At 72.3% G+C, this 21,543-nt stretch carries 19 protein-coding genes; 7 read left to right on the forward strand and 12 right to left on the reverse strand.

Features of this window, described 5'->3' with window-relative positions; genetic code table 11:
* Positions 1–308 precede the first annotated feature (308 nt).
* The 3 genes from dapE to dapD all read right to left on the reverse strand — a co-directional run bounded on the left by dapE (position 309) and on the right by dapD (position 3,023).
* On the reverse strand, positions 309–1,448 hold the full coding sequence (dapE, locus tag ACTB72_RS13035) for a succinyl-diaminopimelate desuccinylase (protein ID WP_463037430.1): 1,140 nt from the start codon (positions 1,446–1,448) through the stop codon (positions 309–311).
* A gap of 292 nt (positions 1,449–1,740) precedes the next feature.
* Positions 1,741–2,073 carry a hypothetical protein gene (locus ACTB72_RS13040; protein ID WP_463037446.1) on the reverse strand — a complete coding sequence of 111 codons (333 nt, stop codon included), beginning with the start codon at positions 2,071–2,073 and terminating at the stop codon, positions 1,741–1,743.
* Positions 2,074–2,159: 86 nt separating this feature from the next.
* Entirely contained in the window at positions 2,160–3,023 is an 864-nt protein-coding gene (gene dapD, locus ACTB72_RS13045; RefSeq protein ID WP_463037431.1) for a 2,3,4,5-tetrahydropyridine-2,6-dicarboxylate N-succinyltransferase, read from the reverse strand.
* Between the two features lie 220 nt (positions 3,024–3,243).
* Here dapD and ACTB72_RS13050 point away from each other — a divergent pair, with 220 nt between their 5' ends.
* Complete coding sequence (locus ACTB72_RS13050; protein ID WP_463037432.1) at positions 3,244–4,137, forward strand: LOG family protein; 894 nt, start codon at positions 3,244–3,246, stop codon at positions 4,135–4,137.
* An 80-nt stretch (positions 4,138–4,217) separates the two neighbouring features.
* Here ACTB72_RS13050 and ACTB72_RS13055 read toward each other — a convergent pair whose 3' ends face one another.
* The 3 genes from ACTB72_RS13055 to ACTB72_RS13065 all read right to left on the reverse strand — a co-directional run bounded on the left by ACTB72_RS13055 (position 4,218) and on the right by ACTB72_RS13065 (position 6,769).
* Positions 4,218–4,967, reverse strand: a complete 750-nt coding sequence (locus ACTB72_RS13055; RefSeq protein ID WP_463037433.1) for a class I SAM-dependent methyltransferase — start codon at positions 4,965–4,967, stop codon at positions 4,218–4,220.
* A 696-nt stretch (positions 4,968–5,663) separates the two neighbouring features.
* Complete coding sequence (locus tag ACTB72_RS13060; protein WP_463037434.1) at positions 5,664–5,807, reverse strand: hypothetical protein; 144 nt, start codon at positions 5,805–5,807, stop codon at positions 5,664–5,666.
* 236 nt (positions 5,808–6,043) lie between these two features.
* Positions 6,044–6,769 (reverse strand): helix-turn-helix transcriptional regulator, encoded by a 726-nt coding sequence (locus ACTB72_RS13065; RefSeq protein WP_463037435.1) that lies wholly within the window; start codon positions 6,767–6,769, stop codon positions 6,044–6,046.
* A 254-nt stretch (positions 6,770–7,023) separates the two neighbouring features.
* Between ACTB72_RS13065 and moaA the strand changes: the two genes are divergently transcribed.
* From moaA to ACTB72_RS13085, 4 genes are all read left to right on the forward strand, one after another.
* Complete coding sequence (gene moaA, locus ACTB72_RS13070; protein WP_463037436.1) at positions 7,024–8,058, forward strand: GTP 3',8-cyclase MoaA; 1,035 nt, start codon at positions 7,024–7,026, stop codon at positions 8,056–8,058.
* 77 nt (positions 8,059–8,135) lie between these two features.
* Entirely contained in the window at positions 8,136–9,821 is a 1,686-nt protein-coding gene (locus tag ACTB72_RS13075; protein ID WP_463037437.1) for a tetratricopeptide repeat protein, read from the forward strand.
* A gap of 174 nt (positions 9,822–9,995) precedes the next feature.
* On the forward strand, positions 9,996–11,453 hold the full coding sequence (gene guaB, locus ACTB72_RS13080; RefSeq protein WP_463037438.1) for an IMP dehydrogenase: 1,458 nt from the start codon (positions 9,996–9,998) through the stop codon (positions 11,451–11,453).
* A gap of 478 nt (positions 11,454–11,931) precedes the next feature.
* The gene (locus tag ACTB72_RS13085; protein WP_463037439.1) at positions 11,932–13,230 is read left to right on the forward strand and encodes a cation:proton antiporter; all 1,299 of its coding nucleotides are present in this window, start codon (positions 11,932–11,934) and stop codon (positions 13,228–13,230) included.
* On the opposite strand, the gene ACTB72_RS13090 is transcribed toward ACTB72_RS13085, so the two are convergent.
* Positions 13,227–14,423 carry a M24 family metallopeptidase gene (locus ACTB72_RS13090; RefSeq protein WP_463037440.1) on the reverse strand — a complete coding sequence of 399 codons (1,197 nt, stop codon included), beginning with the start codon at positions 14,421–14,423 and terminating at the stop codon, positions 13,227–13,229. The two genes, ACTB72_RS13085 and ACTB72_RS13090, sit on opposite strands and share 4 nt — an antisense overlap.
* 465 nt (positions 14,424–14,888) lie before the next feature.
* Between ACTB72_RS13090 and ACTB72_RS13095 the strand changes: the two genes are divergently transcribed.
* Positions 14,889–15,869 (forward strand): endonuclease/exonuclease/phosphatase family protein, encoded by a 981-nt coding sequence (locus ACTB72_RS13095; RefSeq protein ID WP_463037441.1) that lies wholly within the window; start codon positions 14,889–14,891, stop codon positions 15,867–15,869.
* A gap of 102 nt (positions 15,870–15,971) precedes the next feature.
* Here ACTB72_RS13095 and ACTB72_RS13100 read toward each other — a convergent pair whose 3' ends face one another.
* Positions 15,972–16,805, reverse strand: coding sequence for an enoyl-CoA hydratase (locus ACTB72_RS13100; RefSeq protein ID WP_463037442.1), 834 nt, complete (start codon positions 16,803–16,805; stop codon positions 15,972–15,974).
* Between the two features lie 193 nt (positions 16,806–16,998).
* Between ACTB72_RS13100 and ACTB72_RS13105 the strand changes: the two genes are divergently transcribed.
* Positions 16,999–17,550 (forward strand): fasciclin domain-containing protein, encoded by a 552-nt coding sequence (locus tag ACTB72_RS13105; RefSeq protein ID WP_463037443.1) that lies wholly within the window; start codon positions 16,999–17,001, stop codon positions 17,548–17,550.
* Between the two features lie 59 nt (positions 17,551–17,609).
* Here the strand turns inward: ACTB72_RS13105 and ACTB72_RS13110 are convergent, their stop codons facing one another.
* The 4 genes from ACTB72_RS13110 to ACTB72_RS13125 all read right to left on the reverse strand — a co-directional run bounded on the left by ACTB72_RS13110 (position 17,610) and on the right by ACTB72_RS13125 (position 21,518).
* Positions 17,610–18,524, reverse strand: a complete 915-nt coding sequence (locus ACTB72_RS13110) for an EamA family transporter (RefSeq protein ID WP_463037447.1) — start codon at positions 18,522–18,524, stop codon at positions 17,610–17,612.
* 34 nt (positions 18,525–18,558) lie between these two features.
* Complete coding sequence (ftsY, locus tag ACTB72_RS13115) at positions 18,559–19,659, reverse strand: signal recognition particle-docking protein FtsY (RefSeq protein ID WP_463037444.1); 1,101 nt, start codon at positions 19,657–19,659, stop codon at positions 18,559–18,561.
* A 97-nt stretch (positions 19,660–19,756) separates the two neighbouring features.
* A complete protein-coding gene (locus ACTB72_RS13120; protein ID WP_463037445.1) occupies positions 19,757–20,323 on the reverse strand; it encodes an HdeD family acid-resistance protein in 567 nt (188 codons plus the stop codon).
* 106 nt (positions 20,324–20,429) lie between these two features.
* Positions 20,430–21,518: a 2'-deoxycytidine 5'-triphosphate deaminase gene (locus tag ACTB72_RS13125; RefSeq protein ID WP_463037448.1), complete on the reverse strand. Its 1,089-nt coding sequence runs from the start codon at positions 21,516–21,518 to the stop codon at positions 20,430–20,432.
* Between the last annotated feature and the right edge of the window lie 25 nt (positions 21,519–21,543).

Here is a 21,543-nt window from a genome sequence, read left to right on the forward strand (position 1 = left end):
TCGGCGCCGGGTCGCGCCGCCGCGCGTGTCCAAGGCCGCGCCGCGATGCGGCCGGTCCCGCACCCGGGCTTGGTCCGCGCCGGGCCGGGGGGCATGGCCTTCCAAAAACCTGATCTGAGCTTGCGGACCTAACGCTTAACCATTCGCAAACCATCGGGCGGCGCCTCAGCGCCAGGAACCCGCGCCGCCCCATCCGCCCCGAGGCGGCGACGCATGCGCCCCCGGCGCCGCGCCGCGCGGGCGCTTCGGATCCGCTCTCGGTCCGCCTGTCGCGCGGCCTCCCGGACGCGCCGCAAAGCGCCGCCGCTTCAGGCGAAATAGCTGGCGATCACCCGCGCATAGACCGCCTTCAGCCGCTCGATCTCGTCCACCGGCGCGTATTCGTCGGTCTGATGCATGGTCAGCCCGGTCAGCCCGAACTCCGCCACCGGGCAATGCGCCTTCACGAACCGCGCGTCCGACGTCCCGCCCGACGTCGACAGCTCCGGCGCCGTCCCCGTCTCCGCCTCGATCGCCGCGGACAGCAGCGCCGACAGCGTGCCCGGCGGGGTCAGAAAGCTCTCCCCGCTGATCCGCGAGCGCACCTCGAACGCCACCCCGCTTTCCGCCCCGGCCTTCGCCGCCTCCGCCTCCAGCCACGCGACCAGCGCCGCCCCCTCATGGGCGTCGTTGAAGCGGATGTTGAGCCGGGCCGAGGCCTCGGCCGGGATCACGTTGGAGGCCATGTTGCCGGTATCGATTGAAGTCAGCGCGAGCGTCGAGGCCTGGAAATGCGCGGTCCCCGCATCCAGCTCATGCGCCGCCAGCCGGGCGCAGAGCGCGGCGAGCGGCGGCAGCGGGTTCAGCGCCATATGCGGATAGGCCGAATGCCCCTGCCGCCCGCGCGCCACGATCCGGGCGTTGAGCGACCCGCGCCGCCCGATCTTGACCATGTCCCCGAAGGTCGCGCGCGAGGTCGGCTCGCCCACCACGCAATGATCGACCCGCTCGCCGGCTTGCGCCATCCAGTCGAGCAGGGCGACCGTGCCGTCCTGCGCGTCGCCCTCCTCGTCGCCGGTGATCATCAGCGCCAGCGAGCCGCGCACCCCGCCTCGCGCCGCCTCGATGGCCGCCGCGATCCAGGCGGCGACGCCCGATTTCATGTCGCAGGCCCCGCGGCCCCAGACCTTGCCCTCGGCGATCTCGCCTCCGAAAGGCGGACGGGTCCAGGCCGAGACGTCGCCCGTCGGCACCACATCGGTATGCCCGTTGAAGCCGAGCACCGGCCCCTGCTCCCCGAACCGCGCGTAAAGATTGGCGATTCCCGCCCGGTCGACCCGCGTGCACCGAAACCCCTCAGCCTCCAGCATCCCCTGCAGCAGGACCAGCGCGCCGCCCTCCTCAGGCGTCACGGAGGCGCAACGCACCAGCTCGGCGGTGAGGGCGACGGGATCGACGGGGTCGGACATGGGGAGGGCCTCCTTGGCAAGCGGCTCGGAGACTGGGGCGCCGGCGCCGCCCTTGGCAAGCCGGGCCGCGCGACCGCCGCTCCGAGGTTTTTGGCGAGGCGCCCGCGCGGCCGGTCCCCGGGGGCGCGTGAGGCGCCGTCTCGGGTCGGAGCGCACGGGAAAGACCGCCACGGCGCCCGGACCGGAACCGGGAAACCGCCCGACCAGGCGCCCCGGTCCCGCGCCGCGCGGGTGGGACGGCGCCGATGGCGCCCCGGTCGTCGCGCGGCTCCCGCCCCCGCGGCGCGGGCCGTCAGTCGTAGAAGGGCTGCACCTGCGCCACGATCACCGCGTTGTCGGCGCGCGCGCGGTCCATCAGGGCGCGATCCTCCGGCCCGATCTCCTCGCCGGCCTCGAGGCGCTCCTCGAGCGTGCCCCAGCCGGTGACCTCCAGCGGGTTCATCTCGGCGGTCTTGAGCACCGCCACCGTCTCGCGCACCGCCTCGGCCTCGTCGACCCCGGTCGCGTAGCACATCAGCGCCGCTCCCGTGGCGTCCTTGGGCAGCCCGTCGCCGGCGCCGCGCCCCACCTCCACCAGCAGGGTGAACACCTGCTGGGGCCGAGGCGCGCGCTTCACCTTGGCGATCTTTCCGGTTTTCGACTTCGCGGGTTTTTCGCCGCCCGCGCCGCCGCCCTGATCCGCGCCGTCCTGATCCTCGGGCTCGCTCATCATCAGTCGCGCAGCAGGTCGTTGATCGAGGTCTTCGAGCGCGTGCCCGCATCCACCCGCTTCACGATCACCGCGCAATAGAGGCTCGGCCCCGGCTCGCCCGAGGGCAGCGCCTTGCCGGGCAGCGAGCCCGAGATCACCACCGAATAGGGGGGCACTTCGCCCATGAAGATCTCGCCCGTCGCCCGGTCGATGATCTTCGTCGACTGGCCGAGGAACACGCCCATGCCCAGCACCGAGCCTTCGCGCACGATCACCCCCTCGACGACCTCGGAGCGCGCCCCGATGAAGCAGTTGTCCTCGATGATCGTCGGATTGGCCTGCATCGGCTCCAGCACGCCGCCGATCCCGACGCCGCCCGACAGATGCACGTCGCGCCCGATCTGCGCGCAGGAGCCCACCGTGGCCCAGGCGTCGACCATCGACCCCTCGCCGACATAGGCCCCGAGATTCACGAAGGACGGCATCAGCACCGCGCCCGGCGCGATATAGGCCGAGCGCCGCGCGATCGAGCCCGGCACCGCCCGGAACCCGGCCTTCTTCCACTGCGCCGCGTCCCAGCCGTCCCATTTCGAGGGCACCTTGTCCCACCAGGCCGAGTTCCCCGGGCCGCCCGGGATCGGCGCCATGTCGGTCAGCCGGAACGAAAGCAGCACCGCCTTCTTGAGCCACTGGTTCACCACCCAGGTCCCGTCGGCCTCGCGCTGGGCGACGCGCGCCTCGCCCGCGTCCAGCAGGGTCAGCGCCGTCTCCACCGCGTCCCGGGTCTCGCCCCTGGTGGCGGAGCTGACGCCGTCCCGCGCTTCCCAGGCGGCTTCGATGGCGGATTCGAGCGCGGCGTGGGTGCGGGTCGCGGCGGGGGTCATGGCGGGTCTCCGTAATCGGGGGGCGGACGCTGGGTCAGGCGAGCGGGCGGGCATCGCATCGGGTTCGGCCGCAGGCTATAGAGGGGGCGGGGACCGCGCGCAATCTTCCCGCGCCTCCGTCCCCGCCGCAACGCCCGTCCCGCACGCCCGGGGCCCCGCCCGAACATCCCCCGCCGCGCGCGCCGCGCCGGCCCCCGATCCGCGAAAGCCCGACCCCGCCATGCCCGACACGACGCCGAAATCCCCCTTCGACCCCGAGGCCGAGCGCGCCCGCGCCGAGGAGCGTCACTCCGTCTTCCGCTCCGCCCAGCAGGATATCGCGTCGGCCGACCGCCAGCCGCGCACGCCCCAGACGGAATCCCCCGCCTATCAGCTCAGTTTTCGCGACCCCGAATTCCTCAAGCGCGAGGATCTGCGCCCGGTCCGCCTCCAGCTCGAACTTCTGAAGGCCGAGCTGCTGATGACCGAAGCCGGCATCGACACCACGGTGGTCTTCTTCGGCGGCGCCCGCATCCCCTCGCCCGAACGCGCGTCGGAGGCCCGCACCCCCGCGCTCGCCGCCCTCGCCAAATACTACGAGGAGGCCCGCCGCTTCGCCGTGCTCTGCACCGAAGCCTCGCTCGCCGCCGGCGGCCGGCGCCATGTCATCGTCACCGGCGGCGGTCCGGGGGTGATGGAGGCCGGCAATCTCGGCGCCCATCAGGCCGGCGGCCGCTCCATCGGCCTCGGCATCGTGCTGCCCCATGAAAGCGCGCCCAACGCCTACGTCACTCCCGAACTCAGCTTCAATTTCCACTACTTCGCCATCCGCAAGATGCACTTTCTGATGCGCGCGGAGGCCATCGTCGCCTTCCCCGGCGGCTTCGGCACGCTGGACGAGCTCTTCGAGGCGCTGACCCTGATCCAGACCCGCCGCATGGCCCCGGCGCCGGTGCTGCTCTTCGGCGAGTCCTTCTGGCGCTCGATCCTCGATTTCGAGGCGCTGGCCGCGTCCGGCACCATCGCCGACGCCGATCTGGAGCTTTTCCGCTTCGTCGAGACCGCCGAGGAGGCGTTCGAAGCCCTGCGCCCGACCTTCGAGGACGCCGACGCCGCCGCCGAAAAGCTCGGCTGAGGCCCCTCCGGGGCGGGTGACTGGGGCCGGTGACTGGGGCCGGTGACTGGGGCCGGTGACTGGGCAGGGCAGGGCTCCCCTCACACCGGCTTGCGCACCCGCATCATCAAAAACACCGGGCGCCGCTCCAGCTTCGCGAACTGCTTGGGGTCGGCGTCCCGGAACGCCTCGGTTGGGCGCGGCTCCAGCACTTCGTCGATCATCAGCCCCGCGCGGATCGGCGCCATCAGATAGGCCGTCAGCGGCCGGCGGATGGACGGCACCCGCACCGGGGCCCCGAACCCGCGCCACACCGCCGCCACCGGCTCCACTTCGAAATAGCGCTCGGTCTTGAAATATTCGGCGTCGGACGCCGGATGCGCCGCCGAGACCACCGCCAGGCCCCCCGGCCGCAGCGCCCGGGCGAATTCGGCGAAAACCGCGTCCCAGTCGGCCACGTGATCCAGACACAACGGCGCGATCACCACATCCGCCCAGCCATCCTCGACCGGCAGCCGCCCTTCCAGGGACGCCAGCACCCGCCGCGACCGCGCCCCATAACCCGCCAGCCGCGCCCCGGCATGCTCCAGCATCCGCGGCGAGATGTCGAAAGAACAGACCTCCGCCGCCCCCCGCTCCAACATCGCCTCCGCATAGATCCCCGGCCCGCAGCCGGCGTCGAGCACCCGCGCCCCCGCCAGATCCGGCAGCAGCGACAGGGTTGCGGGGCGGTCGTAGAAGGCGTTGTGCGGTTTCGCGGGCGCCTGGTCGGCGAAGGCGTCGGCGAGACGCTCATAGGCGTCGAGGGCGCGGGGGGCGAGGGCATGGGGGGGCGGCGGCGCGTCGGTCACATCAGCTCTCCCGATCCGGGCGGAGCCCGGGTTCTGACCGCCTGCGGCCTGCCCGAGCAAGCGCGCGCGCCGCGGCGGATACGCGCATCGGTCCGCGGGGACGGTTTCGACCGGGATGTTTCGGCCGGGATGCTGTGGACGAAAAATTCGTTGAGGCGAACGGAAAGCGGGGCGCCCCGCGCGCCTGTGGGGGCGGGCGCGCAGGGCTCGCCGCCGTCGCGCCGGTTGGGGACCCGGGCGATGGCGACGTCGACCCGCCGGAAAGCGGGGCCCGCAAACGACCGTCGGGTACGGCCGCTGCGGAGTTGGCGCCATGAAGCAACTCTGGGGCGCCGTTACGCAAAGTGCACGCGGGTCACGCGGCGAACCGCGTCACCCACCGACCGCCGCCGCTGGGGTCTCGGCGACGACCGGATGACGAGACGACACCCGCCTGGCGGCGGTCGCCGGGCCGGGTCGTCGTGCGAAAATTGTTCTGGGGTCTCCCTCGCGTCTTGACGCACCGGGAACCCCTGATCGGCGCCCGCCGGCAATCGGGACGGGCGCAGGGTCGACCGCGTCGGCGATGCTCGGAAAAACCGATCCGGCATCCATCGCGAGTCCTTCCTAGACCCGCGGCGCCGTCGCATCGTTGACGTTCGCGTCACTTAATGTTCGAAGCCGGTCGCGCAAGTCCTTTCCAGGAAATTTCCGCATTCATTCCGGACGCGCCCGCCGGGCCGGGGCCGAACCCGCCTGCTGGAACCGCCGGACGAGCAGATCGTCGTCCTCCGCCGCCACGCCCCCGCCGGCGACGAAAACGGCGACGTCCGATGAGGCCCCCGGGGTCGAAAGGCGCATCGCGAACTCCCTTTTTGCAGCGGACTTCGCCGCTGGGTTGCGGGGCTTGGGGGAGGCGTCGCCATCGCGCGAGCGCGGCGCCGCGGCGTTGGCGGGAAGTTGCCCCGCAAACTTCTCCGCCACGAGTCCCGCAGGTGCGTGATGCGGCCGCCACGGGAAGCCGTGCGGCGCCGCGTCGACCCGGCGTCAGCCCGATTCGGGACGCCGCCGGCCCGTCCCGTCGATCCGCCCCCCGGTCAGGGGGCCGACAGCCCCAGCGCCACCGCCCGCAGCGCCGCCGAGACCCGGTCGCCGACCTCCAGCTTGGCGAAGATCCGCCGCAGATGAGTGTCGACCGTGTGCGACGAACAGCCGAGGATATCGCCGATCACCGGGTTCGACTTGCCCCGCACCACCCAGTGCATCACCTCGCTCTCGCGTGGGCTCAGCGACGGCGCGCCGGGCCCGACGAGCGGCGCGTCGGCTTCTTCGGACAGGCGTATGGCGGCGGAATGGGCGATCTGGCAGGCGGTGCGGAACAGCTGCGTCCGGGTCGGATCGGGCGGGCCGCGAAGCGGGTCGAAACCCGCGGCGCAGACCGCGTCCCGCCCCCCTTCGCCGTAGACGCCGAAGATGATCGCGTCGTCGGCCGCGTTGCGTCGCGTGCGCGTCAGGAACGCCGTCTCGCCCTCCGACAGCCCCGTCGCCCAGTCGTCTTCTCGGAACCGGAACGGCTCCAGGCGCTGCAGGGCGATCCGCAGCACCGGGTCGGCCCTGTGCAGGTTGAGCCGGGCGTAGTCGGTCTCGAACCGCTCATGCAGGCCGTCGGTGACCCGCAGCACCGGGGCGGCGCTCAGGTCCGGCCCGTGCTCGACCAGCCGGAGATTGACGAAGCCGAGCGCGCGGGCGAAGGCGAGGCCTGCGGCCCGGATCTCGCCGCGGGTCTTCGCCGTCTCCACGGCGCGCACAAAGGCCCGAAACAATGACGCATCCATGTCGAAAAACTAGCGCGATCAACCCTGGGGCGACAAGCAGGGGAATGCGTCGCGCTCGGACAAATCGCGTTATGCGCGGAGATCTGGCGGGGAGGTCCGGATTTCGGCGCGATCGTCGCGTCGGGCGGCCGCGCCCTTCGGACGGCGGCGCGGGAATCGCCGCCCCGCAGGCCTTGCCGACCCCCGTCGCAGCCCCTAGCTTCGGACCAACGGCGCCCGCACCGGCGCCGGGAAGGATCGTGATGACCGCCGCCGACCTCGCCCCGCCGACCCCCGCCGCCCCGCTGATCGACCCGTTCGCGCGGGCGATCACCTATCTGCGGGTCTCGGTCACCGACCGCTGCGACCTGCGCTGCGTCTACTGCATGTCCGAGAACATGCAGTTCCTGCCCAAGAAGGACCTGCTCAGCCTCGAGGAGCTGGAGCGTCTCTGCTCGGCCTTCGTCGACCTCGGCGTGCGCAAGCTGCGCATCACCGGCGGCGAGCCGCTGGTGCGCCGGGACATCATGACCTTCTTCGAGGCGATGGGCCGGCGTCTGGACTCGGGCGCGCTCGACGAGCTGACGCTGACCACCAACGGCACCCAGCTGCGCCGCTTCGCCAAGCCGCTCTACGCGGCCGGCGTGCGCCGGGTGAACATCTCGCTCGACACCCTCGACGAGGCCAAGTTCAAAGCGATCACTCGCTGGGGCCGCTTCGCCCAGGTGCTCGACGGCATCGACGCGGCGCTTGAGGCCGGGCTAAAGGTCAAGATCAACGCCGTGGCGCTGAAGGGCGTCAACGACTCCGAGATCCATTCGATGACCCGCTGGTGCCACGCCCGCGGCATGGACCTGACCTTCATCGAGGTCATGCCGATGGGCGACATGGGCGAGGAGGACCGCATCGACCAGTATTACCCCCTGACCGAGGTCCGCGCCGACCTCACCCGCGAGTTCACCCTGACCGACATCCCGCTGAACACCGGCGGCCCCGCCCGCTACATGCGGGTGGAGGAGACGGGCGGCCGCCTCGGCTTCATCACGCCGCTGACCCATAACTTCTGCGAGTCCTGCAACCGCGTGCGCCTGACCTGCACCGGCCAGCTCTACATGTGCCTCGGCCAGGACGACGACGCCGACCTGCGCGCGGTCCTGCGCGCCTCCCCCGACGACGCCCCCCTTCACGCCGCGATCCGCTCGGCGATCACCCGCAAGCCCAAGGGCCACGACTTCGACTATTCCCGCCAGTCCGTTCGCGGAGAGGTCTCGCGCCACATGAGCGTCACGGGGGGCTGACCTCCCTGCGGTTTCCGGTTTCGCCATGACGGAAATGACCGCAAACTGACTCCCTGTTTCACGGGGGAGCGGTATTGGTGGAGCCGGATTCTTTTCTCGACTATCCCGCGCTGGCGCTCGTCCAGTTGATCGAAGCCTTCCAGGGGCTCGATCTTTGGCAACAGGCCACCTCGGCATCCGCGATGCTGGGCGCGGCGCTTGCGCTCGCATGGCGTGTGGACGTCCTGCGCCGGAAAACGGACCGCGCCGTCGCCGACATCGGCAAGCGCGACGCCGCTGTCGAAGCCGCCGACAAACGGCGCGCCGATGCCGAACAGGCCCTGGCTGCCGCAGAGGCGCTTTCCCCCGAAGGCTTCATCGCGGAACTCGACCGCGCCTATGACCAATATATGCCCTCGCACATGGTCCGCGCCGCAACGGCCTATCTCGCCCGCAACGAGGTCGCCCAGCGGCGCGCGCATGAGGCGATGTTCGCCCACCACCTCGCCTACGCCCCGCTGGACGAGGCCGCCGCCTATCGCGCGGCGCTGCCGCATATCGAGGGGTATCTTCACGCCAGCCCCGACGACAAGCGCGTGCGCGGCCTGCTGGAAGACGTGCGCATCGGGCTGGGCGAGGCGAAGAAGGTTCAGCCCAAGCCGGACGCCTCCCGCAAGATCTCCAACGAAATTCTGGAACACAAGATCCGCGTTGAGCCGGAGGATCTGACCGATCTTGGCATCCTCCACGGCAATCGCGGACGATATCGCCTCGCCGAACTCCTGCTCGGCCATGTCGCGGATCGGGAGCGTCGCGACGCCTTCCCCAAGGCCGAGCGAAAGATCGCCGCGACAAGCGATTGGGCTTGGGCGCTCATCTGCTGCGGCGAGGCGAGCCGTGCGGCGACGGAATTGTCGGCGACGCTGCACGGGGCGGACAAGGACCCGGGCGCCGATCATCGCGTCACCCTTGAGGCGCGATCGAAGTTGGCCTGGGCCTTGCTGCGATCCGGCAAGACTGAGGCCGCGCACAGCCTGCTCATCACGATCATCGGACCGTTGACCAAGATACTCGGCGCCGATGCTCACGAAACACTCTCTTCTCGAGATCGCCTCGCGGAGGCGCAGCTCGCCCAGGGCCGTGCGGCGGAGGCGGAGGCGGCCTTGCGCGCGCTGCTGCCGGACCGGGAGCGGGTGCAGGGCGCGTCGCATCCCGACACGCTCGCCACCCGCGCCTCCATCGCCCAGGCGCAGCTCGCCCAGGGCCGTGCGGCGGAGGCGGAGGCGGCCTTGCGCGTGCTGCTGCCGGAGTTGGAGCGGGTGCAGGGCGCGTCGCATCCGGGCACGCTCAACACCCGCTTCTCCATCGCCCGGGCGCAGCTCGCCCAGGGCCGTGCGGCGGAGGCGGAGGCGGCCTGGCGCGCGCTGCTGCCGGACTACGAGCGGGTGCAGGGCGCGTCGCATCCCGACACGCTCACCACCCGCGCGGTGCTGGTCGCGGGGCGGGCGCGCCTCGGCGATGTCGCGGGGGCGCGGGAGGCGGCGGGGGGGCTGCCAGAGGATCTCGCCGCCGTCTATGGCGACGGGAACCCGAGGATCGGCCGCGTGCTGGTCCCGCTCGGCGAACTCGCCGCGGCGGAGGGGGACCGGGACGCGGCGGCGCGGCGCTTCGATGCGGCGGAGGCGCTCTATCGCGGCAAGCTCGTGCCCGAGGCGTTCCAGTTCCGCGAGCTGGCCGAGGCCCGCGCCCGCTGGCTCCCGACCCCCGCCGAACCGGGCGCCTGACCCCTCGCGCCCTCCAAAAGACCAACCGTTTCGCTTGGCATACGCCCGGCGCATGCCCGGTGCACGCATGTCACCCCCCGATCCCGCCCCCCTGCGGCCTCTCCGCCGCTTTTCTTTTCCGACGCGGCGTGAAAAAGGGAAGCGCCATCCGAACCCAGACCCCGAGAGGACCCCATGGAGATTCGCGAGGCGTATACCTTCGACGATGTGCTGCTTGTGCCCGGGGCCTCGGAAGTCCTCCCCGCCGACGCCGACCTGCGCACCCGCGTCACGAAGGAGATCGAGCTCAACATCCCGCTCCTCTCGTCCGCCATGGACACCGTGACCGAGGCCGACATGGCCATCGCCATGGCCCAGGCCGGCGGGCTCGGGGTGCTGCACCGGAACCTGACCATCGAGCAGCAGTCCGACCAGGTCCGCCGGGTCAAGCGCTTCGAAAGCGGCATGGTTTACAAGCCCATAACCCTCGGGCCGGACCAGACGCTCGCCGACGCGCGGGCCATGCAGGCCCGCTACAAGATCACCGGATTCCCCGTGGTGGACGCGCAGGGCCGCCCCATCGGCATCCTCACCAACCGCGACATGCGCTTCACCGAGAACGAAAACACCCCGGTTCGCGCGATGATGACCCATCAGGACCGCCTGGTGGTCGCGACCGAGCCGGTCACGCCCGAAGAGGCGCGCCGCCGGATGCATGAGCGGCGCATCGAAAAGCTGCTGGTGGTCAACGCGGCCGGCAAGCTCTCGGGCCTCCTGACCATCAAGGATCTCGAAAAGGCGGTGCTGCACCCGCGCGCCTGCAAGGACCGGCTGGGGCGTCTGCGCGTCGCCGCCGCCACCACCGTCGGCGACGCCGGCTTCGCCCGGTCCGAAGCGCTGATCGACGCCCAGGCCGACCTGATCGTCATCGACACCGCGCATGGCCATTCCGCCTCGGTGGCCGAGGCGGTGACCCGGATCAAGCGTCTTTCCAACACCGTGCAGGTGGTCGCCGGCAACGTCGCCACCGCCGAGGCGACCCGCGCGCTGATCGAGGCCGGGGCCGACGCGGTGAAGGTCGGCATCGGTCCCGGCTCGATCTGCACCACCCGCATCGTCGCCGGCGTCGGCGTCCCCCAGCTGACCGCGGTGATGGACTGCGCGGAAGAGGCCGCGCGCCACGGCTCCATGGTCATCGCCGACGGCGGCATCAAGTTCTCCGGCGACCTCGCCAAGGCGATGGCCGCGGGGGCGCATTGCGCCATGGTCGGCTCCATCCTCGCGGGCACCGACGAAGCGCCGGGCGAGCTGATCCTGTGGGAGGGCCGGTCGTTCAAGACCTATCGCGGCATGGGCTCCGTTGGCGCGATGGCGCGGGGCTCCGCCGACCGGTATTTCCAGAAGGACATCTCGGCCGAGAAACTGGTGCCCGAAGGGGTCGAGGGCCGGGTGCCCTACAAGGGCTCCGCCGCCACGGTCGTTCACCAGATGACCGGCGGCCTGCGCGCGGCGATGGGCTACACCGGCAACCGCACCATCGACGAGATGCGGTCGAACTGCCGCTTCGTGAAGATCACCAATGCCGGCCTGCGCGAGAGCCATGTCCACGACGTGCAGATGACCCAGGAAAGCCCGAACTACCGGGTCGGCTGAGGCTTTTCGGGGCGGGTTCTGACGGGGGGCGGCCAGGTCTCGCCGCCCCTTTCGCGTTTCGGCCCTCGGGGGCGTAGAGACGGGCCTGCGTGGCCGCCGCCGCTTCCTCCGGCATCGGCCGGACCCGGCCGATGCGCATCCCGGTCGCCGCGCCCACTTTCGGTCGCCGCCCGTCCACGTATTTCGGGGTCGGCTCGTCCGGCGCCCCCGCTTCCGCCAGCCGCGGGACGCGGAAGCGGGGGCGCGGGGTCGGCGCCGTGCCGGCATTGAGATCCGCGCGCCCCCAGGCGCCTTCGCCCGCGAGCCGCCCGCGATCGCCGCGGCGAAGGCCACGCCGGGAAGGCCGGCGCGCACGGCCCGGAAGGCGAACCATGCGCCGGTGCAATCGAGCGCGGAGCCGGGCCGGCGCCTGCGCCGCTTGCGCGCGCCCCGCGTTCTCCGCCAAGCTGACCGTCCCGCCCTCAGCCCTGCAGGACCCATGCCCGCATCCGCGCTCCTGCTCGTCGCCGTCGTGGTCTTCGCCTATTCGGCGCTCGACCGGCGTCTGTCGTCGACGGCGCTCACCGCGCCCATCGTGTTCCTCGCCCTCGGCTTCGGGCTGGCAGCTGCCGGGGTGGCGCAAGGCGAGGAACCGGTGCTGGCCTTCGATCTGCTGGCCGAGGTATCGCTCGCCCTGGTGCTCTTCGCCGACGCCTCGCGCACCGACGCCCGCGCGCTGGTCCGCGCCCATCTGTGGCCGGCGCGGATGCTGGCGCTGGGCCTGCCGCTGGCCATCGGGTTCGGCGTGCTGGCCGGCATGGTCCTGCTGCCCGGCTGGCCGGTCTGGGAGGTCGCGGCGCTCGCCGCCATCCTCGCCCCCACCGATGCGGCGCTGGGTCAGGCGGTGGTCTCCAACCCCGCGCTGCCGCTCAGGGTGCGCCGGGCGATCACGGTGGAGGCGGGGCTGAACGACGGGCTGGCGCTGCCGGCGGTGCTGCTCTTCGCGTCCCTCGCCGCGGCGGAGGACGGGGGGGCGAACTGGACCGGCTGGCTCGGCTTCGCCGCCGCGCAGATCGGCTTCGGCATTGCGGCGGGGATCACGGTGGGGCTGGTCGGGGGCCGGCTGCTCGTCGCCGCCAGCGCGAAACGCCTCTCCACCGTCGACGCCGAGGGGCTGGCGGCGATGGCCGCGGCGGCCGCCGCCTATTTCCTGGCCGAGAGCCTGGGCGGCAACGCCTTCGTCGCCTGCTTCGCCGCCGGCCTCGCCTTCGGCGACGGGCTGACCGCCGGTCGGGCGCAGCCGATCCGGGCGGGGGCCGCGGCCGCCACGGCGCCGGAGGCCGAACCCGACGTGCCTCTCGGCGGTTTCGTGGCGGAGTTCCTGGAGAACGAGGGACGCCTCCTGGTGCTCGGCGCCTTCCTGCTGATCGGGATGACCCTGCTGCCCGGGGCGCTCGCCCAGGTGGAGCCGGGGGGGCTGGCGCTGCTCGCGGTCTCGCTTTTCGTGATCCGGCCCGCGGCGATCTGGATCGCGCTGGCGGGGACCGGGGCGGGGTGGCGGACGCGGCTGTTTCTGGGCTGGTTCGGGCCGCGCGGCCTCGCCACCGCGCTTTTCGCCCTGCTGGCGCTGGACCGGGGCGCGTTGATCCATGGCGACGCCATCCTGGCGCTGGCGTCCGTCGCGGTGGCGGCGTCGGCGGTGCTGCATGGCGCCTCCGCCGCCCGGTTCTCCCGCGCCTTCGGGCCGGCCCTGGCGCGGGAGGAGGCGGAGCGGGCCCCGCCCTCCGCCGGCCCCTAAGCCTTCACGAACAGCTCCCGCGGGCGGTTGCAGAGGCACTCCGCCGGGCCGTCGTCGCGGATCACGATGGTCTCGGTGATCTCCAGCCCCCAGGCCTCGGTCCAGAGCGCGGGCATGAAGTGAAAGGTCATCCCCGGCTCCAGCGGGGTGTCGTCCGAGAGGCGCAGCGACACCGTCCGCTCGCCCCAGTCCGGCGGATAGCTGAGCCCGACCGCGTAACCGCAGCGCCCCTCCTTCTGCAGCCCCGCCCGGTGCAGCGCCGAATAGAGCGCCCGCGCGATGTCCGAGGCCCGGGCCCCCGCGCGCCCCGCCTCCAGCCCATGCTCGATCCCCTCGGCGACCGCGGAGGCGGCATCCAGAATCTCCTGCGGGGGCTTGCCGAGCCAAACCGTCCGGCAGAACGGCGCATGGTAACGGCGATAGCAGCCCGAGAGCTCGAAGAACGTGGCCTCGTCCTTCGCGAAGGGCCGCCCGTCCCAGGTCAGGTGCGGGGCGGCCGAATCCGGGCCCGAGGGCAGCATCGGCACGATGGCGGCGTAATCGCCCCAGATCGGCTCGCCGTCGATGGTCACGCCGCGGATCGCCTCCGCCATGATCTCGGCCGCCAGCAGGTTCTTGGGCAGGCCCGGCTCGATCCGCTCGAAGGCCACGTCCTGGATATGCTCCGAAATGCGCGCGGCGCGGCGCATGAAGATCAGCTCCTCGTCCGACTTCACCGTGCGCAGGCGATTGACCAGCGCGGTGGCGTCGGAGAGATGCGCCTCAGGCAGCTCATGGACCAGCGTCAGATGGGCGCGGGCCGAGTAGTAATAGTTGTCCAGCTCGACCCCGATGGCGGAGCGGGCGAGGCCAAGCTCGCGCAGCAGGGCGGCGAGGTCCTGCATCGGGTGGCGGTCGACGGCCTGCACGAAGTCGTCGTTATAGGACCGCAGGCGGTCGTCGCCGATCCAGGCGGTGCGCTTGGCGCCCTCGGCGTCCATGCGCCGGCCCCACCAGATCGGGTCGCCGTCATGCAGCACCAGCACGCCCTGATGGACGTAGAAGGACCAGCCGTCATAGCCGGTGAGCCACGCCATGTTGGAGGGATCCTCGCAGAACAGCGCGTCGAGCCCGCGGGCCCGCATCTCGGCGCGGGTCAGGGCGAGACGCCTTGCGTATTCGGCGGCGGAGAAGGCTGGGGTGATCGCCGGCATCTTGGCTCCCTTGTCGGGTGGGGCGGCCGGCGGGGCGGCGGCGCGCGGGACGGGTGCGGAGGCGGATGAGGTGGTGAAACGCCCGGAGCCGAGCCTGCGCCGCGGCGGGCCGCTCTATCAAGGGCGGCGACGGGGCGACCTGGGGCCGCGGGGGCGCCTTCGTCGCGGATCGCGCGGCGCCCGAAGCGACGCGGCCGGGCGCCCGATCCGGACATCGGGCAGGGGCGGGGCGCGCGGCCCGATCCCGACGCGCGCCCGCGGCGCGATCTCGCCTGCGGTGCGGCGCCTGCGGTCTTGCCATCCGGGGAGGCGTGGCGCCACCTCTGGCGGGAGAGTTCCGCCCCGTCGAAAGACCCTGTCGAAGGACCGCCATGCGCCGCCGCCTCCCGTCCGCCTCCCGACCGTCTCCCGGCCCATGAATCTGCGTGGCCGGGCGTCCGTCAGGTCGGGCGCGGGCGGTCCGGCATGAGCCCGGATCAGATCCCGGGGGGGACGCCGCTCGACCTCCTTCAGGTGACGCTGGTGACCCTGGATGCGGCGCGGCTGCATCTGGCGGTGGTCGCGGCGGTCGGCTCGCTGGGGCTGGCGGCGGCCCGCTGGCCGGTCTGCGCGGTGGCGCTCGCGCTGATCGGGGCGGGCCTCGCGGCGAGCGTCGGGCCGGTGTGGCGCGGGGCGCAATCGTCCGAGCCGTCGGCGGTCTCGGCGCCCGCCGCCGCGAGCCCGGCGGACAGCGCCGCGCCGGTCGACATCACCCTGGTCTCGGCCAATATCCGCCGGTCCAATCCGCGGATGGAAGAGGCGCTGGCCGCCCTCGCCGCCCTCGACCCCGACGTGACGCTGCTGATCGAGGCGGAAGGCCTTGCGCCCGGCGACCCCCTCGCCCGCGCGCTGGCCTCGGCCGGGGCGGCGCCGCTCGGCCAGGCGACGCTCCCGCGCCTGAAGTGGATCGATCTCGTGGTGCTGTCGAAGGGCGCGGCGACGCTGGGTCCGCGGATAAAACTCCGCCGGCGCATGCCGGCGCTGACCGTGGTCGATGTCGAGGTCGCGCCCGGGCGCAGGCTGCGGGTGGGGGGGCTGCATTTCAGTTCGCCCTTCGTGCGGAGCCACCTCAACCAGCGTCAGGGCCTCGCCCAGTTCGACCAGATGGCGGCGGATCCGCTGGTGCTCGCGGGGGATTTCAACGCGCCGCCCTGGGGGCCGGAGCTGCCTGCGGTGGCCGAGGCGCTCGGCGCCCGGCTGATCGGCGGCTGGCGGCCGAGCTGGTTTCCCGGCGACGGCGCCGTGTCGCGCGCGCTGCGGCCGTGGCTGGGGCTCGCCATCGACCACATGATCGTCTCGCCTTCGGTCGAGGTGCTGTCGATCCGCACGGTCGCGGTGCCCGGCTCCGACCACCTCGCCCAAGTGGCGCGGCTGCGGCTGCGCTGGCCGGAGGCCGCGGGGGGCTGAGGCGCCCTTGCCTCGGGCCGCCGCGCCGGCCGGCTCGGACCCGCCGCCGAGGGAGGGCAGGTCGAGGAAAGCGGGGGGCGACCGCGGCCGCCCCCACGCCGCTCAGACGCTGGCGAAGGCCGGCGCGCGCTTTTCGACGAAGCTCGCGACGCCTTCCTTGAAGTCGGGGGCCGCGAAGCTGCCCTGCATCTCGGCGTCGGCGGCGGTCAGCGAGTCCGCAAAGCTCTGGTGATAGGAGGCGCGCACCTGCCGCTTCATCACCGCCATCGAGCGGGGCGAGACCTCGTCGGCCATCTTCCGGGCGACGTCGGTCACATGGGCCATCAGCTCCGCCCCCGGCACGGCCTTGTTGACCAGGCCCATCGCCTGCGCCTCGGTCCCGTCGAACTTGCGCGAGGTCAGCAGCAGATCCATCGCGTCGGCCTCGCCCACCAGCCGGGGCAGGAGCCAGGCCATGCCATGTTCGGCCACCAGCCCGCGGGCGGAGAAGGCGGTGGTGAAGCGCGCCTCGGCCGCGGCGAAGCGCAGATCGGCGTAGAGCGCCAGAACCATGCCGATGCCGGCGCAGGGCCCGTTGATCGCGGCGATGATCGGCTTGGGGCAGGCGAACATGTAGCCGAAGCGGCCCGGGAAATCGGGCGCGACATCCGGCCCGGGAGCTTTGGAGAAATCAGGATCCTCGGCCTTCTTCGTGATCTCGCCCCCTGCCGAGCCGATGCCCTGCAGCACGTCCATGTCGGCGCCCGCGCAAAACCCGCGGCCCTCGCCGGTCATCACGATCACACGCACGTCCGGGTCGGCGGCGGCGGCGGAGACGGCCTCGCGCAGCTCGTCGGCCATGGTCGAGGTGTAGGCGTTGAGCCGGTCGGGGCGGTTGAAGCGGACGGTGGCGACGCGGTGGGCGACGTCATAGAGAATCTGGGTGTAGGCGGTCATGCGGGGTTTCCTCCTTGCCGGCCGATTGCGGCTCTGGTTCCCCAGTGAACCACCGAGCGGGCCCGGGCGCCAGCGCTCCGGAGGCCTCACGCGCTCATCACGTGGCCGTGCGCGCGAAACCTTTCGCCGGGGTCGGGGGTATCTCCCTCCGAACGTCCCTGAAGCGGGGACGACGCAACCGGGAGACGACCTCATGAAAAACGCCCTCCGCGCCCTGAGCCTCGCCGCCGCCGCCGGCCTCGCCACCGCCGCCTTCGCCGCCAATCCGCAGGTGGGCGGCGCGCCGATGCTGACCTCGAGGACCATCGTCGAGAACGCCGTCAACTCGCCCGATCACACGACCCTGGTCGCCGCCGTGAAGGCCGCGGGCCTGGTCGGCACGCTGCAGGGCGAGGGGCCGTTCACCGTGTTCGCGCCGACCGACGAGGCCTTCGCCGCGCTGCCGGCCGGGACCGTCGACACCCTGCTGCGCCCCGACCGCAAGAAGATGCTGCAGCACGTGCTGACCTGCCACGTCGTCTCGGCCAAGGCCATGTCGACGGCCATCGAGGGCATGATCGCCGACGACGGCGGCAAGCACATCGTCCCCACCGTCGGCGGCTGCAAGCTGATCGCCTGGGAGAAGGACGGGATCCTGATGCTCGAGGACGAGAACGGCAACGTGGCCTCGGTCACCGTCCCGGATGTGGAGCAGTCCAACGGCGTGATCCATGTCATCGACACGGTGATGCTGCCGAAGTCCTGATCTGAGGGTCCGGGGCGCGGTCGCGCGGCGGAACGCGCGGCCGCGCCGCCTCCCGCGCCTCAGGCGGCGATCTCCACCAGCGCCGCCCCCAGCGCGATCAGCGCCATCAGGCCGGCGCGGGCCGGGCCCAGCGGCTCGCGCAGGATCAGCCAGCCCAGCAGGGCCGCGAAGATCACCGAGGTTTCGCGCAGGGCCACCGCCTCGCCCACCTTGTCGAGCCGGGTGGCCAGCATCACGCAGCCGAAGCTGACGAAGGCGATCAGGGCTCCCGCGAGGCCGCGCCACATCAGCGGGCCCAGCGGCAACCGCAGCTCGGGCGCGCGGCGGCGCCGCCGCCAGGCCGCGATCAGCGGAAAAGACCAGCCATCGGCCACGAAGAACCAGGCGATGAAGGTGAAGGGGTCCGCGCTCAGCCGGATCCCCCAGGCGTCATAGGTGGTGTAGACCGCGATCATCACGCCGGTCAGCAGCGCGAGGCCGAGCGCGGTGAGCATGGTCTCCGACTGGAGGCTCACCGCCCGGCCGCGCAGATTGACCAGCGACAGCGACATGATCCCGCCCGACAGAAGCGCGACGCCGACCCACTGCCCCCACTCGAAATGCTCGCCGAAGACGAAGGAGGCGAAGACGACCGTGCAGATCGGGGCGGTGCCCCGCGCCACCGGATAGACGACCGTATAGGCGCCGCGCTCATAAGCCAGCGCCTGCAGGCATTTGTAGAGCAGGTGGATCGCCCAGACCCCGAACAGGATCGGGATCAGCTCCGCCGACGGCCAGGGCAGGATGAAGAGCCCGGCGAAAAGCGCCAGCACGAAGACGAAGGCGTCGATGGCGCCGCGCGCCTCCCACGGATCGTAGCGGGATTTCTGCAGGACGCCGAGGATCGAGTGGGCGAGGGCCGAGCACAGCGCCAGGATCAGCGCCAGCGGTTTGGCGAACTCGGTGCCTTCGACCGACAGGACCAGGTCGGTCAGCATCGCCGCGCCTTTCGGCGGGCCGGGCCGGAGATCACGCGGCGTCCTGCGGGTCGGCCATGCCGACCAGCGCGCGGGCGAATTCGTCGGGGTCGAAGGGGGCCAGATCCTCGATGCTCTCGCCCACGCCGATGGCATGGATCGGCAGGCCGAAACGGTCGGCGAGCGCCACCAGCACGCCGCCCTTGGCGGTGCCGTCGAGCTTGGTCATCACCAGCCCCGACACGTCGGCGGCCTTCTGGAAAAGCTCCACCTGGGAGAGCGCGTTCTGGCCCACCGTCGCGTCCAGCACCAGCAGGGTGTTGTGGGGGGCGGTCGGGTCCTTCTTGCGGATCACCCGGACGATCTTTTCGAGCTCCGCCATCAGGTCCGCGCGGTTCTGCAGGCGGCCGGCGGTGTCGATCAGCAGGATGTCGGCGCCCTCCGCCTGGGCGCGGGTCAGCGCGTCGAAGGCGAGGCTCGCGGGGTCCGAGCCCTGCGGCGCGGTCATCACCGGCACCCCGGCGCGGGTCCCCCAGACCTGGAGCTGTTCGACGGCCGCGGCGCGAAACGTGTCGCCGGCGGCGATGATCACGGATTTGCCCGCGCCGCGCAGCTGGGAGGCGAGCTTGCCGATGGTGGTGGTCTTGCCCGACCCGTTGACGCCCACGACCAGGACCACCTGCGGCTTGAGGCCGGTCAGGGGCAGGGGGCGCGCCACGGGTTCGAGCACGCGGGCGACCTCCTCGGCCAGCAGCGCCTTGATCTCGGAGGCGCCGACGCGCCGCCCGAACCGGCCTTCGGCGAGGTTGGCCGACACCCGCAGCGCCGCGTCGACGCCGAGATCGGCGGAGATCAGCAGCTCTTCCAGCTGTTCGAGCAGGGCGTCGTCGAGCACCCGCTTGCGCTCGGGCGCGGCCGGCGCGGCGGCGCCGGCCGCGGGCTCGCCGCCGATCAGGCGGGAGAAGAAGCCGCGCTTGGGGGCCTCGGCCGCCGGCTCCGGCTCCGGCTCCGGCTCGGGCGCGGCGGGCGCAGGTTGCGGCGCGGCGGCCTCGGGGACCTCAGGCTCGCCCGCCTCCATCAACGCGTCGAGCCCCTCGTCGATCTTCGAGGAGGACTTCTGCAGGCGTGACCTGAGCTTGGAGAAAAACGACATGAGAGCTCCCGGCGCCGCCCTGACCATATGCGCCGGGCTGTCGCCGGAATAGCGCGGCGGCGGCGTCGAGGAAAGGGCGCCGCCGCCTCTCGCCCGCTCAGCCCGCCCGGCGCGCGGCGAGGCCGAGCCCCAGCAGCGCCGCGCCGTCGGTGACGAAGGCGATGCCCGCGATCAGCCCCAGCAGCCACATCGCGGCCCCGGGGAACGAGGCGTAGATGACCAGCGCCGCCGCCAGCGCCACCGCGCCGGACGCCGCCTGCCAGCCCCAGCCCTTGCGCGGCCGCCGGCGCAGGCCCTGGGCGAGCCGCACCGCGCCCGACACCGCCAGCATCACCACGATGATGAAGGAGAACGCGACCAGTCCGGCCAGCGGGTTGAAGATCGCCAGCAACCCGCCCAGCACGTAGACCGCGCCGACCAGGGCATGGCCGGCCGCCTCGCGCCAGCCGCCGGGCCCGAAGGCCTGGGCGATCTGGCCGGCGCCTGCCAGCAGGAACGCCACCCCGATCCAGGCGCCGATCGCCACCGAGGCGACGAAAGGCGCGATGATCGCCAGCACGCCCATCGCGATCAGCAGCGCGCCGGCGCCCGCGATCCAGGCCCAGTTGCGCGACAGCGCGTCGGTCAGTTCCTGCGGGTCGAGGGGTTCGGGGGCGTGGGTCATGACGAATCTCCGGTCCGGAATGCGCATTCCGCCCCGCCATCGCGGCGCGGAGTTTCACGCGATCATGAAAGTCCCCCGGGCGCGCTGCGCAAGACGGGGGCGACGATCAGCCCGGATCGCGGAACTGCTTCCCGAGCTTCAGGCCCTGACCCTGATAGTTGGACCCGATCCCGGTCCCGTAGAGCCGGTCGGGGGCCTCGGCCATCGGCTCGTAGACGAGGCGGCCGACCACCTGGCCATGCTCCAGCGCGAAGGGGGCCTCGTAGCAGCGCACCTCCAGCACGCCGCGCGCGCCGGCGCCGCCCGCCGCTTCATGACCGAAGCCGGGGTCGAAGAAGCCCGCGTAGTGGACGCGGAATTCGCCGGCCATGGCGTGATAGGGCTGCATCTCGGCCGCATACATCGGCGGGATATGCACCGCCTCGCGGCTGACCAGGATGTAGAAGGCGCCCGGATCGAGGATCACGCCGCCGCCGGGCGCGGGGTGGATCGGGTCGAAGAATTCGGCCGGGTCGTAGGCGCCGATACGGTCGAGGTCGATCAGGCCGGCATGGGCCCGCGCCCGCCAGCCGACCGGGGCCGCGGCCCCGTCCCGGCCGATCCGCGGGGTCAGATCGACCGAGAACGCCAGCCCCCCGTCGATATGCGCCTCGCCATCCACCAGCCGTTCGGCCTTGTGCAGCGCGCGCAAAGCCTCGTCGCCGATGCTCAGGTCGCCGCGGCGCAGCCGGATCTGGTTGAGCCGCATCCCCGGGCGCACCAGCACCGAGAACGAACGGGGGCTGATCTCGGCGTAGAGCGGGCCGTCATAGCCCGGCTCGATCCGGTCGAATTCCGTGCCGTGGTCGGCGATCAGCCGGGTCAGCAGGTCCAGCCGTCCGGTGGAGCTTTTGGCGTTGGCCATGGCGGAGACGTCGGCGGGCAGGCTCACCCGCTCCTGCAAGGGCACGAGGTAGACGCAGCCCTTCTCCAGCACCGCGCCGGGGCGGAGGTCGATCTCGTGCATGGCGAAGCGCGCGGCGCGCTCGGCCACCGTCTTGCCGTGGCCGGCGAGGAAGGAGGCGCGGATCCGCCAGGCGCGGTCGCCGAGCCGCAGGTCGAGGCTGGCGGGCTGGATCAGCGCCTCCGGCACGCCGCCGGGGGCGTCGATGGCGCCCGACGCGATCATGGCGCGCAGGGCCTGGGAGGGGAGCACGCCTTCGGGAGCTTCGGTCCGGGTC

The organism is Albimonas sp., from assembly GCF_055129145.1.